Annotated in this window: 14 protein-coding genes and 1 pseudogene; 12 read left to right on the forward strand and 3 right to left on the reverse strand. The window is 60.0% G+C overall.

Annotated features, from left to right (window positions below; all coding sequences use genetic code 11):
- The first annotated feature begins 156 nt into the window (after window positions 1–156).
- The 6 genes from phnE (FHX08_RS16485) (at window position 157) to FHX08_RS16510 (ending at window position 5,584) form a co-directional block, all read left to right on the forward strand.
- Window positions 157–1,122, forward strand: coding sequence for a phosphonate ABC transporter, permease protein PhnE (gene phnE, locus FHX08_RS16485; protein WP_132653079.1), 966 nt, complete (start codon window positions 157–159; stop codon window positions 1,120–1,122).
- Between the two features lie 7 nt (window positions 1,123–1,129).
- Window positions 1,130–2,476: a phosphonate ABC transporter, permease protein PhnE gene (gene phnE / locus FHX08_RS16490; RefSeq protein WP_132653080.1), complete on the forward strand. Its 1,347-nt coding sequence runs from the start codon at window positions 1,130–1,132 to the stop codon at window positions 2,474–2,476.
- A 138-nt stretch (window positions 2,477–2,614) separates the two neighbouring features.
- Window positions 2,615–3,310, forward strand: coding sequence for a DUF1045 domain-containing protein (locus FHX08_RS16495; protein ID WP_132653081.1), 696 nt, complete (start codon window positions 2,615–2,617; stop codon window positions 3,308–3,310).
- Between the two features lie 12 nt (window positions 3,311–3,322).
- A complete protein-coding gene (locus FHX08_RS16500; protein WP_132653082.1) occupies window positions 3,323–4,462 on the forward strand; it encodes an alpha-D-ribose 1-methylphosphonate 5-triphosphate diphosphatase in 1,140 nt (379 codons plus the stop codon).
- Window positions 4,459–5,058, forward strand: coding sequence for a phosphonate metabolism protein/1,5-bisphosphokinase (PRPP-forming) PhnN (gene phnN, locus FHX08_RS16505; RefSeq protein WP_132653083.1), 600 nt, complete (start codon window positions 4,459–4,461; stop codon window positions 5,056–5,058). The genes FHX08_RS16500 and phnN overlap by 4 nt, the downstream gene beginning before the upstream one ends.
- Before the next feature lie 19 nt (window positions 5,059–5,077).
- The gene (locus FHX08_RS16510) at window positions 5,078–5,584 is read left to right on the forward strand and encodes a GrpB family protein (protein ID WP_132653084.1); all 507 of its coding nucleotides are present in this window, start codon (window positions 5,078–5,080) and stop codon (window positions 5,582–5,584) included.
- A gap of 15 nt (window positions 5,585–5,599) precedes the next feature.
- Here FHX08_RS16510 and FHX08_RS16515 read toward each other — a convergent pair whose 3' ends face one another.
- Together FHX08_RS16515 and polA are read right to left on the reverse strand one after the other, a co-directional pair.
- Window positions 5,600–7,966 (reverse strand): DNA translocase FtsK, encoded by a 2,367-nt coding sequence (locus FHX08_RS16515; protein WP_132653085.1) that lies wholly within the window; start codon window positions 7,964–7,966, stop codon window positions 5,600–5,602.
- A 174-nt stretch (window positions 7,967–8,140) separates the two neighbouring features.
- Window positions 8,141–11,140 (reverse strand): DNA polymerase I, encoded by a 3,000-nt coding sequence (polA, locus tag FHX08_RS16520; protein WP_132653086.1) that lies wholly within the window; start codon window positions 11,138–11,140, stop codon window positions 8,141–8,143.
- Between the two features lie 437 nt (window positions 11,141–11,577).
- Here polA and FHX08_RS16525 point away from each other — a divergent pair, with 437 nt between their 5' ends.
- On the forward strand, window positions 11,578–11,994 hold the full coding sequence (locus FHX08_RS16525) for a MarR family winged helix-turn-helix transcriptional regulator (RefSeq protein WP_132653087.1): 417 nt from the start codon (window positions 11,578–11,580) through the stop codon (window positions 11,992–11,994).
- On the opposite strand, the gene FHX08_RS16530 is transcribed toward FHX08_RS16525, so the two are convergent.
- Window positions 11,991–14,390, reverse strand: a complete 2,400-nt coding sequence (locus FHX08_RS16530; RefSeq protein WP_184327327.1) for an EAL domain-containing protein — start codon at window positions 14,388–14,390, stop codon at window positions 11,991–11,993. The two genes, FHX08_RS16525 and FHX08_RS16530, sit on opposite strands and share 4 nt — an antisense overlap.
- A gap of 186 nt (window positions 14,391–14,576) precedes the next feature.
- On the opposite strand from FHX08_RS16530, the gene FHX08_RS16535 reads away from it, so the two are divergent.
- The 5 genes and pseudogenes from FHX08_RS16535 to dnaJ all read left to right on the forward strand — a co-directional run bounded on the left by FHX08_RS16535 (window position 14,577) and on the right by dnaJ (window position 23,176).
- Window positions 14,577–15,965 (forward strand): dipeptidase, encoded by a 1,389-nt coding sequence (locus FHX08_RS16535; RefSeq protein WP_184327328.1) that lies wholly within the window; start codon window positions 14,577–14,579, stop codon window positions 15,963–15,965.
- 464 nt (window positions 15,966–16,429) lie between these two features.
- Window positions 16,430–16,852, forward strand: a pseudogene (locus FHX08_RS16540) (SH3 domain-containing protein); the annotation flags it as partial.
- A 588-nt stretch (window positions 16,853–17,440) separates the two neighbouring features.
- A complete protein-coding gene (locus tag FHX08_RS16545) occupies window positions 17,441–19,747 on the forward strand; it encodes a transglycosylase domain-containing protein (RefSeq protein ID WP_184327329.1) in 2,307 nt (768 codons plus the stop codon).
- 305 nt (window positions 19,748–20,052) lie between these two features.
- A complete protein-coding gene (gene dnaK, locus FHX08_RS16550; protein ID WP_132653091.1) occupies window positions 20,053–21,963 on the forward strand; it encodes a molecular chaperone DnaK in 1,911 nt (636 codons plus the stop codon).
- Window positions 21,964–22,042: 79 nt separating this feature from the next.
- Window positions 22,043–23,176 carry a molecular chaperone DnaJ gene (gene dnaJ / locus FHX08_RS16555; protein WP_184327330.1) on the forward strand — a complete coding sequence of 378 codons (1,134 nt, stop codon included), beginning with the start codon at window positions 22,043–22,045 and terminating at the stop codon, window positions 23,174–23,176.
- Window positions 23,177–23,280: the final 104 nt, after the last annotated feature.

Consider the following 23,280-nt stretch of genomic DNA (forward strand, 5'->3'; position numbering starts at 1 on the left):
TCATGTACGGGGCGGCCGGCAACGGCCGCCCATTTTCTTGTGACTATAGCGCCGTGCGTCAGACGCGCAAAGGGCGCTTTAACACTTTAAATTGCTGCATAATTTCATCCTTAAATCGACCCCGATTTAAGGACCTATGCAGTAGGCGAGGCGTTCATGACTATTGCCGATATACAGCCGCATGTGCCGATGCAGAGCACAAAGGAAATCGCCACCGCTTGGGACAAGATGATCGCCAAGCGGCGTTTCTATACCGCCCTTGGCTTGGTGATCCTCATCGTCGCCTTCGTAAGCTCCGTGCGCTTTGCCGACGAAAGCAATGCCGGTCACTTCTTCGACCGCCTGCCGCATCTTTTCGACTTCCTGAGCTGGCTTATCCCGAAAGACTGGACCGACGTCTGGCGCGCGCTTTTCGATATTGCGAGCCCGAATGACAAGGGGGGCGAGGAGTTCAACTTCGCCAACGGTCGTGTCTATGTCTGGGGCAGCTTCTATATCCCTGAATATTTCGAGCTGATGATCATCACGATCAATATCGCGCTTGTCTCGACCATCATCGCCTTCATCTTCGCCGTTCCGCTCAGCTTCTTTGCTGCCTGCAATCTGACGAAGAACTGGCCGCTACGCATTTTCACTAAGCGCATCATGGAATTCCTGCGCGCCTTCCCGGAGATCGTCATCGCCGGTCTGTTTTCGGCGATCCTTTCGATCGGCCCGGTGGCCGCCATCATTGCCATCACGCTTCATACGATCGGCGCGCTCGGCAAGCTTTTCTACGAAGTCGCCGAAAACATCGACATGAAACCGGACGAGGGTATGCGGGCCGTCGGCGCGAACTGGCTGGAGCGGGTGCGCTTTGCCGCGCTGCCGCAGGTCATGCCGAACTATGCGTCCTATGCGCTGCTGCGTCTCGAGATCAACGTGCGCGCTTCAACCATCATCGGTGCCGTCGGCGGCGGCGGTATCGGTGAAGAGCTCAAGCTCTCCATTTCCCGCGGCTTCGGCGCAAAGACCATGGCTCTGGTGCTGCTGCTCTTCGTGACGATCGTCGCTGTCGACCAGTTCTCCGCCTGGCTGCGCCGCCGACTCGTCGGCGAACATGCCTTCCTCCTGCAACATTGAGGCTGCCATGACGGTCATCGACGCAAACCGCATGCATGAGATCGAAGCGCGCTATCCGGAGTATTTTCACCGATCCTTCCGTCAGCGTTTCGGCGGTCTCCTCATCGTCCTTGCCACGATCCTCTACGGCATCTATGCCGTCTGGTTCTTCGATCTGCCGAAACTCGTCGCCGAAGCGCATTGGGAGCGCTTCGGCATCTATATGAGCCAGTGGATCAGCTATGACGTACAGCCGGAATTCCGTATCCAGGACGATGGCACGATCCAGACGCGCTATCCACGTTTCTCGCCGCTCGGCGACGATCCGCATCCAGACTGGGTGAAGAGCAATGCCGATGGCAGCATCACGGTTCTCGTCAGCGGCAGCGGCCGCACGGTGACCGTCAGCAAGAGCCAGACGACGATCGTCGCTCGGGGCATCACGGTGCCGATCGACGTTTCCAGCGGCGCGCCGAAAGTCGTCGGTCCAGTGCCGAGCTGGATGACAGTCTATGACGATAACGTGCTTGCCGATCTCGGCTTTGCCGGTGATGTCAGCATTTCCGTCGACCGCGTGAAGGTGCGCAAGCGCTTCATCGGCTGGGCGAACTTCGTCTTCGACACACAGTCGCCTTTCTTCGACAAACCGGTCAGCGAAGTCATCAGCCTCATCGTGTCAGGCCCGCGCATCCATCCCGACCAATCGAACCTGTCGCTCGCCTTCGACAATATCTGGAACAACAGCGCGTGGCAGCATGGCGATGTCTGGACCAAGCTGTTCCAGACGATCGTCATGGCCTTCCTTGGCACGCTGCTCGGTTCGATCGCCGCCTTCCCGCTCGCCTTCATGGCGGCGCGCAACATCACGCCGAACAGGTTCCTCAATCAGGCTTTGAAGCGCTTCTTCGATTTCCTGCGTTCCGTCGACATGCTGATCTGGGCGCTCTTCCTGACGCGCGCCTTCGGCCCCGGCCCGCTCGCCGGTTCCGGCGCCATCTTCCTCACGGAGACAGGCACACTTGGCAAGCTCTACTCGGAAGGTCTCGAAAACATCGACAACAAACCGCGCGAAGGCGTGAAGTCGACGGGCGCCTCGACCGTGCTGGTGCATCGTTACGGTATCATACCACAGATCGTTCCAGTCATCGTCAGCCAGACGCTCTATCAGTGGGAATCGAACGTGCGGGGCGCGACGATCATCGGTGCCGTCGGCGCCGGCGGTATCGGCCTCAAGCTCTGGGAAGCCATGCGCACCAATTCCAACTGGGAAAACGTCGCCTACATGGTCATCCTGATCCTGATTGTCGTCTTTCTGTTCGACGCCGCATCGAACGCGCTGCGTCACCGCCTGATGGGCACCAAGGCTGGTCACTAACTCCAGCAAATGATGATGACGGCACTGCCGTCATCATCATTCTGTCATGGAAATCTTTTAGCCGGAGCCTGCTTGCGGTTCGCCGCCAAATCACTGCACATTACGCTCCCCGTGCGGACGATCTCCAGGATAAAAGCTTTGCGCTACGCTCTCTATTTTTCGCCGTCTAAGGATGATCCCCTGACGGGTGCCGCCTCCGTCTGGCTTGGCCGCAATGCCTTTACCGGGGAGACCTATCCTGCGCCCGGTCATGAGACATTGCCGGCTGACGAACAGTTTGAGCTGACGGCTGATCCGCGCCGTTACGGCTTCCATGCGACCATCAAGGCGCCCTTCGAGCTTGCCTCTTCCGTAACCGAAAAGGACCTGATGACGGTCGTCGAGGATTTTGCCGCCAAGACGCCGGCCTTCGACATTCCGGAGCTGGTGCTGGGGCAGCTCGGTCACTTTTTCGCGCTCGTGCCGGGCTCGCTGCATCAGCCGCTTCAGGATTTTGCGGCAACGGTGGTAAAGTCCTTCGAGCCCTTTCGGGCGGCGCTCTCTGAGGCCGATATTCTCAGGCGCAAACCGGAAAGGCTGAGCGAAAGCCAGCGCAGCAATCTCCTGCGCTGGGGCTATCCTTACGTCATGGACGACTTCCGCTTCCACATGACCCTGACCGGCCCGGTGCCGGACGAGCGCGCCGAGGTGATGAAGACGATTCTGACAGAGCGTTTCGCGGATTTCACTGGCAGGCCGCTTCGTATTTCCGGCCTTGCCGTCTTTAGCGAAGAGGCTCGCGGCGCACCCTTCAAAGTCCACACATGGCTGCCTCTCGCTGGCGCCAGAAGCTGAAAGTTTTCTGACATGAGCAAAGAAACCGTTCTTTCAAATGCCCGCATCATTCTCGAGGATGATATTCTTTCGGGCTCCATTCTCATTCGCGACGGCAGGATTGCCGACATTTCGGAAGGCAAGTCCATAGCCGGCGAAGATTTCGAGGGCGATTACATCATCCCAGGTCTCGTCGAGCTTCATACGGACCATCTGGAAGGCCACTATTCGCCGCGTCCGGGCATCCGCTGGAACAAGACGGCAGCAGTCCAGGCACACGACGCGCAGATCGTTACCTCGGGCATCACCACGGTCTTCGACTGCCTGCGCATGGGCGCCGATGAAGACGGCGGCTTCGAACATGGCGAGATGCGCGAAATGGCCGACGCCATCCAGTCGGCCGAAAAGGAAGGCCGCCTGCGTGCCGAACACCTCCTCCATCTGCGCTGCGAGGTTTCTGCCGACAACGTGCTGCAACATTTCGCTGATTTCGAGAACGATCCTTATGTGCGTCTCGTCTCGTTGATGGACCACGCGCCCGGTCAGCGTCAGTTCCAGACGATGGATCAGTACATCTTTTACTATCAGAAGAAGCGCGGCCTTTCCGACGAGGAGTTCGCCCGTTTCTGCGCCCGTCGCATCGCCGAATCCGACCGCAATTCGACGCCGAACCGGGAGGCGATTTCAAAGGTCTGCGCCGAACGCGGCATCACTGTCGCAAGTCACGACGATGCTACATCCGCCCATGTCGACGAAGCGATAGAAAACGGCGTTCGCCTTGCCGAGTTCCCGACCAGCATCGACGCAGCCAGGCTGTCGCATGAAAACGGCATGAGCGTGCTCATGGGCGCGCCGAACATCGTGCGCGGCAAATCGCATTCCGGCAATATCGCCGCCCGCGACCTGGCGCAGCTCGGCGTGCTCGACGTGCTGTCTTCCGACTATGTGCCACTAAGCCTGCTGCATGCGCCCTTCATCCTTGCCGATGAAATTGAAGGTATAACGCTACCGAAAGCGATCGCGATGGTGACGGCAACGCCGGCGCGTACCGTCAGCCTCAATGACCGCGGCCGCATCGAAACCGGATTGCGGGCCGATCTCGTCCGCGTCCATCGTTCGCATGGCGTGCCGGTGACGCGTTCGGTGTGGCGAGAAGGGCGCCGGGTCGCATGACGATGTCGCACGAACCCCATCCAGGCGCTGGCGCCGAACATGGCATCATGGTCGTCGTCGTCGGCCCGAGCGGCGCCGGCAAGGACACGCTGATGAACCTGGCCGCCCGGCATTTCGACCACCGTGAGGACGTGCATTTCGTCCGCCGCGTCATCACCCGCCATGGCGATGCCGGCGGAGAAGATCATCTCGCCGTTTCGGATGCCGGATTCGCATCGATGGAGCAGGCCGGCTCCTTCGCCGTCTGGTGGGAGGCGCATGGCCTGAAATATGGGATCCCGGCTGAGGTCTCCGTGTCGCTCGCCAAGGGCCACATCGTCGTCGCCAACGGCTCGCGCTCGGCGCTGCACCGCTTCCAGGCCGCCTTCCCGCGGCTGAAGGTCATCAATGTGACCGCCCGGCCGGAAGTGCTGGCCGGGCGTCTTGAGGCCCGCGGCCGCGAGACGCATGAGGACATCATGGCGCGCCTGGCGCGCGGCCCGCTGACGGTGCGCGGCGACTACGATGTTGTGGAGCTCGACAACAGCGGCTCGCTGGAAGAAGCCAAGCGCAAGATGATCGATATCCTGGACGGCTTTCTGACGGAAATCGTCTGAACGCGAAAGGGAAATGGGAATGGCCATTCACGTCGTCGACTATGACCCCGAATGGCCGTCTCGCTTCCGTGAAATCGTCGGCGAGCTTGAACCGTTGCTCGCCGATCTCCATCCCGTCTTTCACCACGTCGGCAGCACATCCGTCCCCGGACTGGCCGCCAAGCCGAAGATTGATCTGCACGCCGCCTTTGCAAATGCAGATCCCCTTGCCGATGCGATCGAACGCGTGCAATCGCTCGGCGCCTTTATCTTCCACGGCGACAAATACAAGCAACAGACCTGGACCTTCACCAGCGGTAAAGGCTCCCACGGTGCGCGGCTCTATCTTTGCTCGGCGGATAATGCCGTGCTGAGGGACCGGATCACCTTTCGGGACTATCTGCGGTCACATCCGGAACGAGCAAAAGCCTATGCCGCTCTCAAGCTGAAGCTTATGGGCGAGGCAAATGACGATTGGGATTATTACACCGGCGGCAAGAGCGATTTCGTGCTTGAGACGCTGCGGTTGGCTTCCGAAGGGAGATAACCAGCCGCACTCAGACTATTCGCTGTCGCCGCGACCCGACACGATCTCGCGTTTGCCGACATGGTTTGCCGGGCCGACCAGCCCTTCCTTTTCCATGCGCTCGACCAGCGAGGCGGCACGGTTGTAACCGATGCCGAGGCGGCGCTGGATGTAGGATGTCGAGCACTTCTTGTCGCGCATGACGACCTTGACGGCTTGCTGATAGAGTTCGTCACCATCTTCCGCACCCATGGCGCTCTTATCGAAGACGGCGCTATCTTCTTCATCCTCGGCTTCGTCCTCCTCGCCGGCCGTGACCGTATCGAGATATTCCGGGCGGCCCTGCGTCTTCAGGTGTGCCACGACCTTTTCGACTTCGGCGTCGGAAACGAAGGGGCCATGGACACGGGCGATGCGGCCGCCGCCCTGCATGTGCAGCATGTCGCCCTGGCCGAGCAGCTGTTCGGCACCCTGTTCGCCGAGGATCGTGCGGCTGTCGATCTTCGAGGTGACCTGGAAGGAGATACGGGTCGGAAAGTTCGCCTTGATCGTACCCGTGATCACGTCGACCGAGGGACGCTGAGTCGCCATAATCAAGTGGATACCGGCGGCACGCGCCATCTGCGCCAGACGCTGGATTGCGCCTTCGATCTCCTTGCCGGCGACCATCATCAGGTCGGCCATCTCGTCGACGATGACGACGATGTAGGGCATCGGCGCAAGATCAAGTTCCTGTTGCTCTTCGATCGGCGCGCCGGTGCCCTTGTCGAAGCCAACCTGGACCATAATGTGGATGGTCTCGCCCTTTTCGCGGGCCTGGCTGACGCGGCCATTGTAGCCGTCGATATTGCGCACGCCGAGGCGTGACATCTTGCGATAGCGCTCTTCCATCTCGCGCACCGCCCATTTCAGCGCCATCACGGCCTTCTTGGGATCGGTAACGACAGGCGTCAGCAGATGCGGAATGCCGTCATAGACGGAGAGTTCCAGCATCTTGGGATCGACCATGATCAGGCGGCACTGTTCCGGCGTCATCCGGTAGAGCAGAGACAGGATCATCGTGTTGATGGCGACGGACTTGCCCGAGCCGGTCGTGCCGGCTACTAGGAGATGCGGCATCTTGGCGAGTTCGGCGATCACGGGCTCGCCGCCAATTGTCTTGCCGAGACCAAGGGCCAGCTTGTAGCCGCTTTTGTCGAAATCCTCGCTCTCGATCATCTCGCGGAAATAGACGGTTTCGCGCGTCTGGTTCGGCAGTTCGATACCGATGACGTTGCGGCCGGGAACGACGGCTACGCGCGCCGACAGCGCCGACATGGAGCGGGCGATATCATCGGCAAGGCCGATGACACGGGACGATTTAACGCCAGGCGCCGGCTCGAATTCGTAGAGTGTGACGACGGGGCCGGGGCGGACATGGATGATCTCGCCCTTGATGCCGAAATCCTCCAGAACGCTTTCCAGAAGGCCGGCATTCTGCTCCAGCGTCTCCTGCGACATGATCTCCCCGAGCCGCTCCGGCGGCTCCTGCAACAGGGCGCGCGGCGGGAACTCGTATCCGGAAGCGTCAACCTGATCGACAACAATGCGCGAGGGGCGAACCGGGGATAGTGCGGGTGCGGCAACCGTGACACGCGGCGCGGGCGGCAGATCCGGCTGCGGCGACTGCGGCTGATTCACAGGGGTCTGGGCGACCGGCGCCTCAATGATCGGAGCGACCGGAGGCTGGACCACCGGCGCACCGACTGCCGGCGAACGCGTGGGCCTGACCGCAGCAGCTGGAACAGGTGTCGCCGCACGCGGCGGCGCAACAGATACTCGCGGCATTACCGGCGCCGGGTTATGCCGGCCCGGGCGCCACTCCATGATGCGGAAGCGCGAAGTGATCGATTCCGATTCGGCCTGCGGCAATGCAATGGCTGGAGCACGCGACGGTTCGGCATCGGTTTCCTCGAAAGCCATAACTTCCCAGAAGGCGAAATCCGAGATCGCGGAAAGTTCCGATGCCGCGCGTAGTGCGGTTTCGGCCGGCGTTACGACGATGGGCTGCGGCTGAGGTTCCGGCTGCGGTACGACAACAGGCTCGGCCACTTCGGGCAGATAGATATCGAACGGCACATTGACGGTGATCGGTGCATGCGTGCGCGCAGGTGCTGGCTGCGGAGCGGAAGGTGCGACGACCTCTACGCGAACCGGCTCTTCAGGTGCGCGGCGCTTGCTGATCAGCGTTTCCGGCGTGCGGGTGAAGCGGACGTTCGGGGCGAGCGAGAAATTGCTCTGCCAGAGCGGCGGCACCGGCTTTTCGCCCTCATATTCCACGGGCGCATTTTCCACGGGATGTTCGGCTTCAACTCCGGATGAGAAATCTCCGGCATCCGTCAAATTGGTTCTTGGAAAACGCATGCGACAGCTACTCACTCATGCCTAGTAATTTCTGACATCCTTCCGGATAGAAAACGAAGGTTAATAAGTTCCTTCCAGCCGTCCCGCTGTGGGACGGCCAAAAAGATGAAACATCATCAATTTCAGAGGCTTGAGTCGAAGGGAAAAATCTTTGGGGTAATTTGACGAAACGCCTTAATGCGCTTCGTCCCAATTGGTGGCGGCGCGTGCGTCGACGCGAAGCGGCACGCGCATTTCAAGCGCCGGCGATGCGGCGTTTTCCATGACCGAGACGATGATTGGCGTCGCCTTTTCGACATCCTCGTCTTCAACCTCAAAGATCAATTCGTCGTGCACCTGCAAGAGCATGCGCACCCGATCGGCAAGACCGGCCTCGGCGAGGGCCGGCTCAATCTTGATCATGGCGCGGCGGATGACATCGGCGGCCGAACCCTGGATCGGCGCGTTGATGGCGGCGCGCTCGTTAAAGGCGCGCACCGAAGGATTGGACGAGCGGATGTCGGGATAATTGATTCGCCGGCCGAAGATCGTTTCGACATAGCCCTTGTCACGGGCCATCTGCTTGCGGCTTTCCATGTAATCGCGGATGCCGGGGAAACGCTCGAAATACTTCTTGATGTAGTCGCTGGCTTCCGAGCGCTCGATGGAGAGCTGGTTGGCCAGGCCGAAGGCGGAAATGCCGTAGATAATGCCGAAGTTGATGGCCTTTGCGCGGCGGCGCACCTCGCCCGGCATGCCTTCGACCGGCACGCCGAACATTTCGGAGGCGGTCATGGCATGGATATCGATCCCCTCCTCGAAGGCGCGTACGAGCTGCGGGATCTCGGCGACATGGGCGAGTACTCGAAGCTCAATCTGGCTATAGTCGGCGGAGATCAACTTATGACCCGGCGACGAAATGAAGGCGGTGCGGATCTTGCGGCCTTCGGCGGTGCGAACCGGAATGTTCTGCAGGTTCGGTTCCGAGGAGGAAAGACGGCCCGTCGTCGTCGATGCCAGCGAATAAGAGGTGTGGACCCGCTTCGTTTCCGGATGGACGTAGCCCGGAAGGGCATCCGTGTAGGTCGACTTCAGCTTGGTAAGCTGGCGCCAGTCGACGATCTTGCGGGGCAGCTCGAAGCCGGCTGCCGCCAGGTCTTCCAGCACGCTCGCCGAGGTCGACCACTGGCCGGTCTTGGTCTTGGTACCGCCTGCAAGGCCCATCTTGCCGAACAGGATGTCGCCGAGCTGCTTGGGAGAGCCAATGTTGAACTTCTCTCCTGCAAGCTGATAGATTTCATCCTCGTATCTGGCTGCACCCTGGGCCAATTCGCCCGAGAGGCGCGACAGGATCTGCCGGTCGACTGTAATTCCGCGCTCCTCCATACGCGCCAGAACAGCCACAAGCGGGCGCTCAAGACGCTCGTAGACGCGCGTCAGCTTGGCGGCGGCAAGACGCGGCTTCAGCACCATCCAGAGGCGCAGCGTCACGTCGGCGTCTTCGGCGGCATAGTGGGTCGCGCGGTCGATATCGACGAGGTCGAAGGTGACGTTCGACTTGCCGGAGCCAGCGATATCCTTGTAGGCGATCGGTGTGTGACCGAGGAATTTTTCCGACAACGGGTCCATTCCATGTGCGCCGGTGCCGGCGTCGAGCACATAGGATATCAGCATCGTATCATCGAAACTCTTCGTCTCGATGCCGTACCGCCTCATCAGCAGGTAGTCGTATTTTAGATTCTGCGCCACCTTGAGGATCGATTCATCCTCCAGCAGCGCCTTCAGCCGCGACAGTGCATCGCGCATCGGGATCTGGTTTTCCACAAGGCCGCCGCCGAGCAGATCGCCCACACCGGTCTTGTGGCCGATCGGGATATAGGCGGCGCGGATGCGCGTGCCGGTCGGATCGGCAGCATTGTCGGCAATCGCCATGGAGAAGCCGACGAGCTCGGCCTGCATGGCATCGAGCGAGGTCGTTTCGGTGTCGAAGGCGACGAGGCCGGTCTCCTTCGCGTCGGCGATCCACTGATCAAGGGTCGTAAGGTCGCGGATCGTCACGTAAGAGGAGTGATCGAACGGCAGCGTCGCGAAAGCCTCCGCACGTGCTTTGGCTAGGTCCGCCGGCGCGAAAGTCCCTTCGACTGCGGTCTTCGCCTTTGCGCGCGGCGGGACCGCCACAGCTTCGCCGCCAACATCCGGAACGGCGCCCGCGACAGGCTCCGGCTTGGCCATATCAAGATCCGGGCCGTGCGCGTCCGCACCCCATTCGATTTTGACGAAGGCAGGCTCGATTTCACTGGCGTCGCAATTGCAGAACTCGGCTACACGGCGCGTGAGCGTCGTGAATTCCATGGTCTTCAGGAAGCCGATCAGCTTGGGACCGTTCTGCGGCTCCAGCATGAGCGCGTCGAGGTCAAGCTCCAGCGGCACGTCGGTACGCAGGCGTACCAGTTCGCGGGAAAGCTTTGCCTTATCGATGTTTTCGAGAATCGTGAGACGGCGCTTTTCCTGTTTGATCTCATGGGCACGTTCGAGAAGCGTGTCCAGATCGCCGTATTCGGCAAGAAGCTGGGCAGCCGTCTTGGGACCGATGCCGGGAATGCCGGGCACGTTGTCGACAGAATCGCCGGTCATGGCCTGCAGATCGATCATCTTTTCCGGCGGCACACCCCATTTCTCGATGACGTCGGGGATGCCGATCTGCTTGTCCTTCATGCTGTCATACATGTGGACATTCGGCGTGACGAGTTGCATCAGATCCTTATCGGAGGAGACGATCGTCACATCGGCGCCAACGGCCTCGGCCTGGCGGGCATAAGTGGCGATGATGTCATCAGCCTCGAAACCTTCCGTCTCGATGCAGGGCAGATTGAAGGCGCGCGTCGCCTCGCGGATCAGGCCGAACTGGGGAACCAGCTCTTCGGGCGGCGCCGAACGGTTCGCCTTATAGGCATCGTAGAGATCCTTGCGGAAGGTCTTCGCCGAATAGTCGAAAATGACGGCGAGATGAGAAGGCGTGACACCTACATCCGTATTTCGCGCATCTCGCAACAGCTTCCAGAGCATGTTGCAAAAACCGGAGACGGCGCCGACCGGCAGACCATCCGATTTGCGCGTCAGTGGTGGCAGGGCATGAAAGGCCCGGAAGATGAAACCCGAACCGTCAACGAGGAAGAGGTGATCGCCTTTTTTCATGGCAGCATGGATAGCGCGACGGCCTGGTAAGGTCCATATAAACTTAGATGCGAAAAAAGATTCCGCCTCACCAAACTGTTACTAATTTGTAATAGACGGTTTTTCCTCTTTCCCTTGAAAAACCACAATCTCAATCACAAATCTGGCCTACCGGCGTTTGATCGCGCCGCGGGTCTGATAGCCGGCTTGTCCCCCGCCCGCGTCAGGCTTGGACAAAGGCCTTATCCCCCTCTCCGGGCCTTTGTCCCCATCTTCAAGCCGCCATGGCCTCCCTCCAGGCCGTGGCGGCTTTGTTTTTCAGCCTCTACAAAGTTTTCGAGATATGGCTCTCGAAAATTTAACTGCTTGGTCCGCGTGTTTTGATGCATCGTATGCAATTTGTTGCATTGTCTGCGGCAGGATTTTGAGCCTAACTTGCAATCATGGGATTTAATCGAATGGAATCCGGTGCCTACCTTGCCAGCCAGCTGGCCAAGGGTTTTGCCCGCTCGCTGCATCAGCGTGCGGCGGGACTCGGTTTTTCTCCCGGTCAGTTCCCCATACTTCTGGAGCTTTGGGCCCAAGACGGGCTGACCCAGAAGCAGTTGCTGGAACGCGTCGATATCGAGCAGGCGACCATGGCCAACACGCTCTCGCGCATGGCGCGCGATGGGTTGATCGAGCGCCGTCCGCACCCTACCGACAAACGCGCCCAGCTGATCTTTCTGACGGAGAAAGCCAAGGCGATGGAAGCGGAAGCAATCGATATTGCGCGCGAGGCTGATCTTGCCCTGTTCAAGGGGTTCAGGGCCTTCGAGCGAGAGTTGATGCTCGAATATATCCGGCGGCTGATCGACAACGCCAAGACGCTCTAGAACCGTTCCGCCGCAGCGCGATTGCGTGTGCGCTTGAGCTTTATCACCTGCGCCTCAGGACCCGTCGCCCCCACGGAGTTTTCACGAGCCGCGAGCTTGATGCTCGGCTCGATATCCGGCTTGCCGAGCAGCAGTCCCTGCACCTGGGCACAACCTTCGTCCACGACGATCTGCCGTTGCATTTCCGTCTCCACGCCCTCGGTGACAACAGGCATGCCGAGACTATGTCCCAAGCCGATGATGGCGCGCACGATCGAGCGGGCTCCCGCATCGTGTTCCAGGACGCCGGTGAAGCTGCGGTCGACCTTGATCTTGTCAAAAGGGAAGGAGCGCAGGTTGGACAGTGAAGAGAAGCCGGTGCCGAAATCATCCATGACGATACGCACGCCAAGAGCACGCAGACGCTGAAGCGTGCTCATGACCCGTTTGCGATCCCGCACGAGTGCAGCTTCAGTGATCTCCAGTTCCAGGCGCTGGGGCGCCAGACGGGCTTCTTTCAGGATATCAGTCACGCGCTCGCAGAGATTGGGCAGCAGAAACTGCACTGGAGAGACATTGACTGCAATCGTTAGCGGTTGCGGCCAGCGGGCCGCCTCCATGCAAGCCTCGCGCAGGATCCATTCGCCGAGCTGAACGATGGAGCCACTTTCCTCGGCAATCGGAATGAAGATGTCTGGCTCGCTCATGCCGTGGCCCGGCCTGTTCCACCGCATGAGGGCTTCATAGCCGTTGATCTCACCGCTGCGCGCGTCGAGGATTGGCTGATAGTTGACGTGGAGCTGCCTGCGGAGGATAGCGTGGCGAAGCTCATGCTCGATCTGGCGGCGGGTGCGCACCGACTCGTCCATTTCCGCATCGAAGAAACAGGCGGCGCCGCGCCCTGCATGTTTAACGCGATAAAGGGCGGTATCCGCGTTGTTGTAAAGCTCTTCGGCAGACTTTCCATCCGCGGGATAAAGCGCGATGCCGATGCTGGCGCCGACGGCCGTCGGATCGCGGGCCGTATCCATCTCGGCCGCAAACTCATCGATGATTCGGCTTGCCAGACGACGCGCCGCATCGGGCTGCTTCTTGCCTGGCTGGACGATGGCGAATTCATCGCCACCAAGCCGCGCAATCGTATCGTCCGCATCGACGCAACGTTTGAGGATCACGGCAACCTTGCGCAGGATGCGGTCACCTTCCGCATGGCCGAAGATATCGTTGACGGCCTTGAAGCGATCGAGGTCGATGCAGACGAGGGCAACCTCGGTCCGTTTGCGTTCAGCCACATGTAAGGCCTGGCGAATGCGGGTATCGAAAAGCGAACGGTTCGGCAGGTCCGTCAGAACATCGTGATGAGCGAGATGTTCGATCAATTCTTCGGTGCGCTTCCGCTCGGAGAGGTCGCGAACGACGAGAACGTCGCAGTAACGCCCGCGATAGACGATACTTCGCGTGACGACCTCGACCGGGATTTCCCTCTCATCCTTAGCGATTAACAGCATTTCCTTATGATCGCTCTCCTGCTCCACATGGATGAGCACTAGCACGCTCGAGGGGGTATTGCCGGTGAGCTCGGAGAGCTTCCAGCCGGACAGGGCCAGGAAGCGTTCATTGGTGTCGACGATCCTGCCTTCCCGCAAAATGACGAGGCCGTCCTGCGACACGTTGGCAAGGCCGCGAAGATCGGTCAGATGGCTTTCCAGGAAAACCGCGCCGAAGGACATGAGAATGAGGCCCGTCGAAACGGCCATGACGATCGCAGCAAGCACTTCCGGCGCAAGCACTTTCGCGGCGACCTCGCGCGCTGGATCCGGCACCAGCGCGATGCTGCTCATCGAGATGAAATGCAATGTGCAGATTGCCAGCACGAAGGCGATGGATGATGCGGCAAAGCGTTTCATGCCCTTCAGTTTGAAGAAGGCGAGGAAGGCGACAAAAGAAAGAGCCGCGCAGGAACTGAAAGCGATCACCGTAGCGAAGGCATCATAGACGACGACGGCTTGCGCCTCGATCGCCTGCATGCCGGTCAAATGCATGGCCGTAACGCCGAGCGCCATCAGCAGCCCGCCGAAAGCAAAGGAATAGGCGGCTCGACCTTCCGAGGCGATCAGGATCGCCACCCATGAGCCGAAGATCGAAAGGACAACCGAGAGAGAAGTCAGGCCGAGATTATAGCTGATCGGCAGGCCGCCATCATAGGCGAGCATGGCGATGAAGTGCGTTGCCCACACGCCGACGCCAGCGGCAAAGGCTGAAGTGCCGATCCAGAGCTTGCGCTGACCGACATCGCATTCCTGCGCACGGGAGAGAAGAAGCATCATTGTCAGGCTGCCGACGAGGCAGACGATTGCAGCCGCGATGATCAGCCGCCAATCATGGTTGTCCCTGATGCAGGCAATAACGGAGAACATTTGCTACCTCGAAGATCGACCTCGGGGCGAGATTATTTAGAGTTTGCTAAATAACTGTAAATTGTATTAGACACCTCTACTGCATCCGTTGCCGCATTTGGCGCCACGCGGCGAGTGTAAAATTTGCCGCTCGAAAGCGTCGCCAATTGGGTCTATCGTCCGGCCGAATTTCAAAAGGAGTCGGAAATGACCGAACTAAATCCTGTGCTTGCGCGTGCGGACCAAAATCTCGATTCGAGCCTCGAAAAGTTGTTCGAGCTACTGCGCATCAAGTCGATCTCCACCGATCCGGCCTATAAAGCCGAATGCCGCAAGGCGGCCGAATGGCTCACCGGATATCTGAAGACCCTCGGTTTTGATGCCTCGGTTCGTGACACGCCCGGCCATCCGATGGTGGTCGCCCATCACGAAGGCGCCTCGGCTGATGCACCGCACGTCCTCTTTTATGGTCATTATGACGTGCAGCCGGTCGATCCGATCGAGCTCTGGGAAAACGATCCCTTCGATCCCGCCGTCAAGGACGCTGGGAATGGCCGTAAGATCCTGACCGGCCGAGGCACTGCCGACGACAAGGGCCAGCTTATGACCTTTGTCGAAGCCTGCCGCGCCTACAAGGAGACCAACGGAGCGCTTCCCTGCCGCGTCACCATTCTTTTCGAAGGTGAAGAAGAATCCGGTTCACCGTCCTTGAAGCCGTTCCTCGAAGCCAATGCTGCCGAACTCAAGGCCGATTACGCCCTCGTCTGCGATACCAGCATGTGGGATCGCGATACGCCGGCAATCGCAGCGGCGCTTCGCGGTCTTGTCGGCGAAGAAGTCGTGATAACGGCCGCTGACCGCGACCTGCATTCCGGCCTTTTCGGCGGGGCTGCCGCCAATCCGATCCATATTCTCGTGGAAATCCTTGCCGGTCTGCACGACGAGACCGGACGCATCACGCTCGATGGCTTCTATGACGGCGTCGAGGAAACGCCCTCTAACATCAAGGCATCCTGGGAAGCGCTCGGCAAGTCGGCGGAAAGCTTCCTCGGCGAAGTCGGCCTCTCCGTTCCCTCGGGCGAAAAGGGACGCTCGGTCCTGGAACTCACCTGGGCGCGTCCCACGGCCGAGGTCAACGGCATCTGGGGCGGTTATACCGGCGAAGGCTTCAAAACCGTGATTGCGGCCAAGGCATCGGCGAAGGTTTCCTTCCGTCTCGTCGGCACGCAGGATCCGACAGCGGTCCGCGAAAGCTTCCGCAATTACGTCCGCTCGAAGATTCCGGCCGATTGCTCGGTCGAATTCCATCCGCATGGCGCCTCGCCGGCCATCCACCTTTCCTACGACTCGCCTGTTCTGACCAAGGCGCGCACGGCGCTTTCCGACGAATGGCCGAAGCCCGCCGTCGTCATCGGCATGGGCGGCTCGATCCCGATCGTCGGCGATTTCCAGAAGATGCTCGGGATGGAATCTCTGCTTGTCGGCTTCGGTCTTTCCGATGACCGTATCCATTCGCCGAACGAAAAGTATGAACTTGCCTCCTACCACAAAGGCATTCGCTCCTGGGTACGCATCCTTGCAGCGCTGAAGGCCTGAAACGAAAAAGGCGCGCCCGCGCTCTCGCGCGGCACGCCATCCGAAATCTGCAAACAAAAAGGCCGGGGCAAACCGGCCTTCCGCTATCCACCTCATCTCAGTGCCAGTACATCCGTGGTCAAAGGAGAAGCGGATAGTGCACAGCTAGACTGATCTCGAAAGACTAACGACCGGTTAACGATCGATCCAACCAGATCTCGGAAACGGTACGACTGATAAAGCGCACATCATTTCCGGGCTGCGATTTCTTGGAGAGTATATCGGAAGCCGCCCTCCACATTTCAAGACCCCGTAAAAGCTTGCCGCCGTTCAAGCTGCGTTCATCCGATCGTCTCTATAAGCCTTTGAAAGAGAAAGCGAAACCTGCGATGCGTGACCTGCGCCGCAGGCGCTCTATCTTTGCCTTGCCGGGGAAATGTTGGTTCCGATGCCCGGCAGCCATCATTTATTGCGAGGAGTAAAAGGTGAAACATATTGTTCTGAAAATTGCTGCGGGCGGCCTGTTGCTGATTGCGCCAGCCATTGCCGAAGCAGCGCAGGGGATTTCGACTGCGAACGTGAACATGCGTGCGGGTCCGAGCACCCGCTATCCTGCCGTTGCCGTGATTCCAAACGGTACGCCGCTGCAAATCCGCGGCTGCCTCGCCGATACGCCCTGGTGCGACGTGGAATTCTACGGGGGCCGCGGCTGGGTTTCCGGCCAATATGTCCAGGCGACCTATGAGCAACGCCGGATTTATGTCGGCCCGCAATATTACCGCCCGCTCGGGATTCCGACAGTGACCTTCAGCGTCGGCCCCTACTGGGACCGATATTATCGCAACCGCGACTTCTACCGTGATCGGGACCGCTGGCGCCGCGGGCCGGATTATTATTATCGCGACCGCGGCCCCTATCGCCCCTGACAAAAGGACCCGACGTATCTGGTGATACGCCGGGCATGATATTGATCGGCACGTGTAGAGGGGAGACGAGCCGATCTGAGCGGGACGTGAGGGGTATGCCCCGCTCAGGTAAAACTGCCGCGAAGCCTATTGGTTCCCTTACCCGCCGGAGGATGTGCGATGCTAGGTCGCCAGCAGCTCGCGCATTCCCGCATAGGTGCCGAGCAGCATCTTCAGCCGCCTCCCTGTCGAGCCGTTAATGCTGCGCAAAGGCAGGCACGCTCCAGACTTCGCGGAGGCGGGCTTCGCCTGTTCTGTCAGGATCGATCGTCGTTTTCCGCCTGGCTATGGCGCTCAGCTTCGTTAGCGAGCGGAAGCCGCGGCGATATCTGTCGGTTTTGTGGCGATCCTCACGAATGGCCGCCATTCGGAAAAACAAGGACGGTTAACGGAGAAAAGGTAGGCAACGACAGTACTTGGCCGTATTGGTGTTGTTCTTAACAGCCCGTTAAATCGCCGCATTTACAGTTCAGTCGGATAAAACCGCTGCCGAGGGGTGCGGTCTTTACAGCAAGGGTGCGCCACTCCGCTATGGTAGCCAGACGTAGATCAGACGAGAGGATCGAACCGTCCTTCAACGCCCGTGGCGGCCGCGAGGATGACGAATTCGCGCTCGATGACGACGACCGCATCGACGGCAGACATGGCTCCAAGCGCCAATCGCGATCACCCGCGCCGCGCCGTGCACCGGCAAAGCGCCGTGCCGAGCCGCGGGAACGCGAAGGCGGCGGCCTCTTCTCGTTCCTGCGCAGGCTCGTCTACTGGTGCATCGTGGTCGGCATCTGGGCCGGCATCGGCGTCGCCGGGCTCGTGCTCTATTATGGATCGCGCATGCCGAGCGCCAGCACCTGGGCAATTCCAGAACGGCCGCCGAACGTCAAGATTACTGCGGTAGACGGCAGCGTGATCGCCAATCGCGGTACGACCGGCGGCGAGGCTCTCTCGCTGGAAACCATGTCGCCCTATATCCCCGAAGCTGTGATCGCCATCGAGGATCGGCGCTTCTACTCGCATTTCGGCGTCGACCCGTTCGGCCTTGCGCGCGCCTTCATCAATAATTTGACCGGCCAGCCGATCCAAGGCGGTTCGACGCTGACGCAGCAGCTCGCCAAGAACCTCTTCCTCTCGCCAGACCGCACGCTGGAGCGTAAGGTTCAGGAGGTCCTGCTCTCCTTTTGGCTGGAACAGAAATATACCAAGGACCAGATCCTTGCGATGTATCTGAACCGCGTCTATTTCGGCTCGAATGCCTATGGCGTTGAAGCGGCTTCCCGCCGCTATTTCAACAAATCGGCGCGAGATGTGAACCTCGGCGAAGCAGCACTGCTTGCGGGCCTGGTGAAAGCGCCGTCCCGCCTTTCGCCGGCGCGCGATCCGGAGGCGGCAAATGCCCGCGCCCAGGTCGTGCTGCAGGCGATGCGCGATCAGGGCTATATCAGCGCTGACGAAATCAAGACGGCAATGTCGCAGACGCCCGCTTCAGCCCGCAGCTATTGGTCGGGCGCCGGACAATATGTCGCCGACATGGTGATGGACGAACTGCAGGGCCTGGTCGGCGACGTGAAGGAAGACGTCATCGTCGATACGACGATCGACAAGACGCTCGAAAAGAAGGCCGAACAGTCGCTCGTCGATGTCCTCGACAAGGAAGGCGGCAAGTTCGATGCGTCGCAGGCGGCTCTCGTCTCGATCGACGGTACCGGTGCGATCCGCGCGCTTGTCGGCGGCAGGGACTATGCGACGAGCCAGTTCAACCGTGCCGTCAAAGCCAAACGCCAGCCGGGTTCCTCTTTCAAGCCTTTCGTCTATGCGGCTGCGCTCGAAAAGGGCCTGACGCCGGATTCGGTCTTCAACGACGCGCCGATCCGCATCGGCAACTGGACGCCGGAGAACTACGAGAAGAAATATAACGGCGAAGTGACGCTCCGCACTGCGCTCGCAAAATCGCTCAATACGGTGGCTGCGCAGCTTGTGATGTATGACGGGCCGGATCAGGTGATCAAACTCGCCCATCGCCTCGGCGTCGAATCGGACTTACAGCCCAATGCCTCGATCGCGCTCGGCACCTCGGAAGTCTCGCTCATGGAACTGACGGCCTCCTACGCGGCCTTCATGAACGGCGGTTACAAGGCAACACCGCATGTGATCCGTCGCGTGACGACCACGGATGGCAAGGTGCTCTATGAGAACACCTATGACAGCCCGCCACGCGTGCTCTCCGAGCAGATCGTAGCCGAAATGAACATGATGATGATGGGCGTCATCAACGGCGGCACCGGCTCGAGCGCCAAGCTTCCCGGCTGGCAGGCCGCCGGCAAGACGGGCACGACGCAGAACTCGCGCGATGCGCTGTTCGTGGGCTTCACCAGCAACCTGACGACGGGCGTATGGTTCGGTAATGACGACGGCAAGCCGATGAAGAAGGTGACCGGCGGCGGGCTCCCGGCCAAGGCCTGGAAAGAATTCATGGTCGCCGCGCACAAGGGGCTTTCGCCCGCGCCGCTCTTCGGCATGGGCCAAACCTTTGCCGATCCCGGCATCGATCCCAACAACGGCCAGCCGATGGCGCAGGCCCAGCCTATGCCCGAACAGCCTTCGACCGTCGGCAGTATCATTTCCGGTGTCTTCGGTGGCAATGATGGTTTGAACCGCTATCCGCCGGTACCCGATCAGCCTCGAGCACCGATGCCGGTGAATGGCGGGCCAGTGCCACCTGCCGATGTTGCCGGCGGCGGTTACGACGACATGGTGCCGCCAGGAGATGTCGGCGGACCGCAGGCAAGCTCGGGGGCGCGGCCGCGACACACGACGCTTCTTGACCTCATCATGGGCCAGTAACAGTATTGGAACGGGATTCGGGCGCCTTGCGGCAGCACGGTCCCGCTTTAGGAGAGCCACGCAGGATTTGCACGGTTTGGCTGTGCAAAACAGACCCTTTTCCGGCTACTGTAAAAATTGAATGCAACACATTCGTTTTGCTGGATTCCAAGCTATTTCTCGCCTTGCAGTCCAGAAAACCGCTCCTTATATACGCCGCATCACCGCAATCACGATTGCGTAATCTTAGTAGACCCATCCCGTAAGGGGCTGTCAGGGAAATGCCTTCTCGGGGTTCCGACAGCTTGCTTCAAGGAGAGAATGACATGGCAAAAGTAATTGGTATCGACCTTGGAACGACAAATTCCTGCGTCGCAGTCATGGACGGCAAAGACGCAAAGGTCATTGAGAATGCGGAAGGCGCGCGCACGACCCCTTCCATGGTGGCATTTTCCGATGATGGCGAACGCCTCGTCGGCCAGCCGGCCAAGCGCCAGGCGGTCACCAACCCCACGAACACTCTCTTCGCCGTAAAGCGCCTCATCGGCCGCCGTTACGAGGATCCGACTGTCGAGAAGGACAAGCACCTCGTTCCCTTCAGCATCGTCAAGGGTGACAATGGCGACGCCTGGGTTGAAGCCAACGGCAAGGCCTACTCGCCCGCACAGATTTCCGCGATGATCCTTCAGAAGATGAAGGAAACCGCCGAGGCTTATCTCGGTGAAAAGGTCGAAAAGGCCGTCATCACCGTTCCCGCATACTTCAACGACGCGCAGCGCCAGGCAACCAAGGATGCCGGCCGCATCGCCGGTCTTGAAGTGCTCCGCATCATCAACGAGCCGACCGCGGCTGCGCTCGCTTACGGCCTCGACAAGAAAGATGGCAAGACGATCGCCGTTTACGACCTTGGCGGCGGTACCTTCGATATCTCGATCCTCGAGATCGGTGACGGCGTCTTTGAAGTGAAGTCCACCAACGGCGATACTTTCCTCGGCGGTGAAGACTTCGACATGCGTCTCGTCGAATATCTCGTTGCCGAGTTCAAGAAGGACAATGGTATCGACCTGAAGAATGACAAGCTCGCCCTGCAGCGCCTCAAGGAAGCTGCCGAAAAGGCAAAGATCGAGCTGTCCTCTTCGCAGCAGACCGAAATCAACCTGCCATTCATCACGGCTGACGCTTCCGGCCCGAAGCACCTGACGCTGAAGCTGACCCGCGCCAAGCTCGAAAGCCTGGTTGACGACCTCGTTCAGCGCACGATTGCTCCGTGCAAGGCAGCCCTCAAGGATGCCGGCGTCACTGCAGCCGAGATCGACGAAGTCGTTCTTGTCGGCGGTATGAGCCGCATGCCGAAGGTCCAGGAAGTCGTCAAGCAGCTGTTCGGCAAGGAACCGCACAAGGGTGTCAACCCGGATGAAGTCGTTGCTCTCGGCGCAGCCATCCAGGCCGGCGTTCTGCAAGGCGACGTCAAGGACGTTCTGCTCCTCGACGTAACCCCGCTGTCTCTCGGTATCGAAACTCTCGGCGGTGTCTTCACCCGTCTGATCGAACGCAACACGACGATCCCGACGAAGAAGAGCCAGACCTTCTCGACCGCCGACGACAACCAGCAGGCCGTCACCATCCGCGTCTCGCAGGGCGAGCGTGAAATGGCTGCCGACAACAAGCTGCTCGGCCAGTTCGACCTCGTCGGCCTGCCGCCGGCACCGCGTGGCGTTCCGCAGATCGAAGTCACCTTCGACATCGACGCGAACGGCATCGTGCAGGTTTCTGCCAAGGACAAGGGCACGGGCAAGGAACAGCAGATCCGCATTCAGGCTTCCGGTGGTCTCTCTGACGCCGACATCGAAAAGATGGTCAAGGATGCCGAATCGCATGCCGCCGAAGACAAGAAGCGCCGCGAGGCCGTGGAAGCCAAGAACCAGGCCGAGAGCCTGATCCACTCCACGGAAAAGTCGCTCAAAGACTACGGCGACAAGGTTTCCGAAGCCGACCGTACCGCGATCTCCGATGCGATTGCCGCTCTGAAGTCCGCAACCGAGGCAACCGAGGCCGACGCCGAAGACATCAAGGCCAAGACCCAGACGCTCATGGAAGTTTCCATGAAGCTCGGCCAGGCGATCTATGAAGCCCAGCAGGCAGAAGGCGGCGCAGCCGAGGCTTCTGCCGAGGACGACAATGTCGTTGATGCCGACTACGAAGAAGTCAAGGACGACGATCGTAAGAAGTCCGCTTAATCGGTGGGCTCGCGTACGCTAGACGATAGACATCCGGCTGCTCACCATGGCAGCCGGAAATCCATTTCCGGGGCTTAAATTGGCAAAAGCGGACTTTTACGAAACTCTGGGTGTAGCCAAATCGGCGGATGAAAAAGAGCTGAAAAGCGCCTTCCGCAAGCTGGCAATGAAATTCCATCCGGACAAGAACCCGGATGACAAAGACGCCGAACGGAAGTTCAAGGAAATCAACGAAGCTTACGAAACGCTGAAGGACCCGCAGAAGCGTGCGGCCTATGACCGCTATGGCCATGCGGCCTTTGAACAGGGCGGAATGGGTGGCCCCGGTGGCGGCGCCGGATTTGCCGCCGGTGGTTTCTCCGATATTTTCGAGGACATTTTCGGTGAGATGATGGGCGGCGGCCGTGGACGGCAGCGCTCTTCAGGTGGCCGCGAACGTGGCGCCGACCTTCGCTACAACATGGAAATCTCGCTGGAAGAAGCCTTCTCGGGAAAAACGGCGCAGATTCGCGTGCCGACGTCGATCACCTGCGATGTCTGTTCCGGTTCCGGGGCCAAACCAGGCACGCAGCCGAAGACCTGCGGTACCTGCCAGGGCTCGGGCCGCGTACGCGCAGCACAGGGTTTCTTCTCGATCGAACGTACCTGCCCGACCTGTCATGGCCGCGGCCAGATCATTCCCGATCCATGCCCGAAGTGCCACGGCCAGGGCCGTGTGACGGAAGAGCGTTCGCTCTCGGTCAACATTCCCTCCGGCATCGAGGATGGCACCCGCATTCGCCTGCAGGGCGAAGGCGAGGCTGGCATGCGCGGCGGCCCGGCGGGCGATCTCTATATCTTCCTGTCGGTGAAGCCGCATGAGTTCTACCAGCGAGACGGTGCCGATCTCTACTGCGCAGTGCCGATCTCCATGACGACGGCAGCGCTCGGCGGCACCTTCGATGTGGCGACGCTCGACGGTACCAAATCGCGCGTCAGCGTTCCCGAGGGTACGCAGGCCGGCAAGCAATTCCGTCTGAAGGGCAAGGGCATGCCGGTATTGCGCTCCAGCCAGACGGGCGATCTCTATATCCAGATTCAGATCGAAACGCCGCAGAAGCTCTCCAAGCGCCAGCGCGAGCTTCTGCAAGAGTTCGAGCAGCTGTCCTCCAAGGAGAACAATCCGGAATCGACGGGCTTCTTTGCCCGGATGAAGGAATTCTTCGAGGGCTGATCTCGATATCTCTCAAGGTTACAAAAGCCGGAGGTATTGCCTCCGGCTTTTTTCATGCGCGCTCTGATTTGAAACACATGTCCCAAGTCGGGACGGGCGATGCC

It is taken from the genome of Rhizobium sp. BK529, from assembly GCF_014194105.1.
Taxonomy (GTDB): Bacteria; Pseudomonadota; Alphaproteobacteria; order Rhizobiales; family Rhizobiaceae; genus Rhizobium.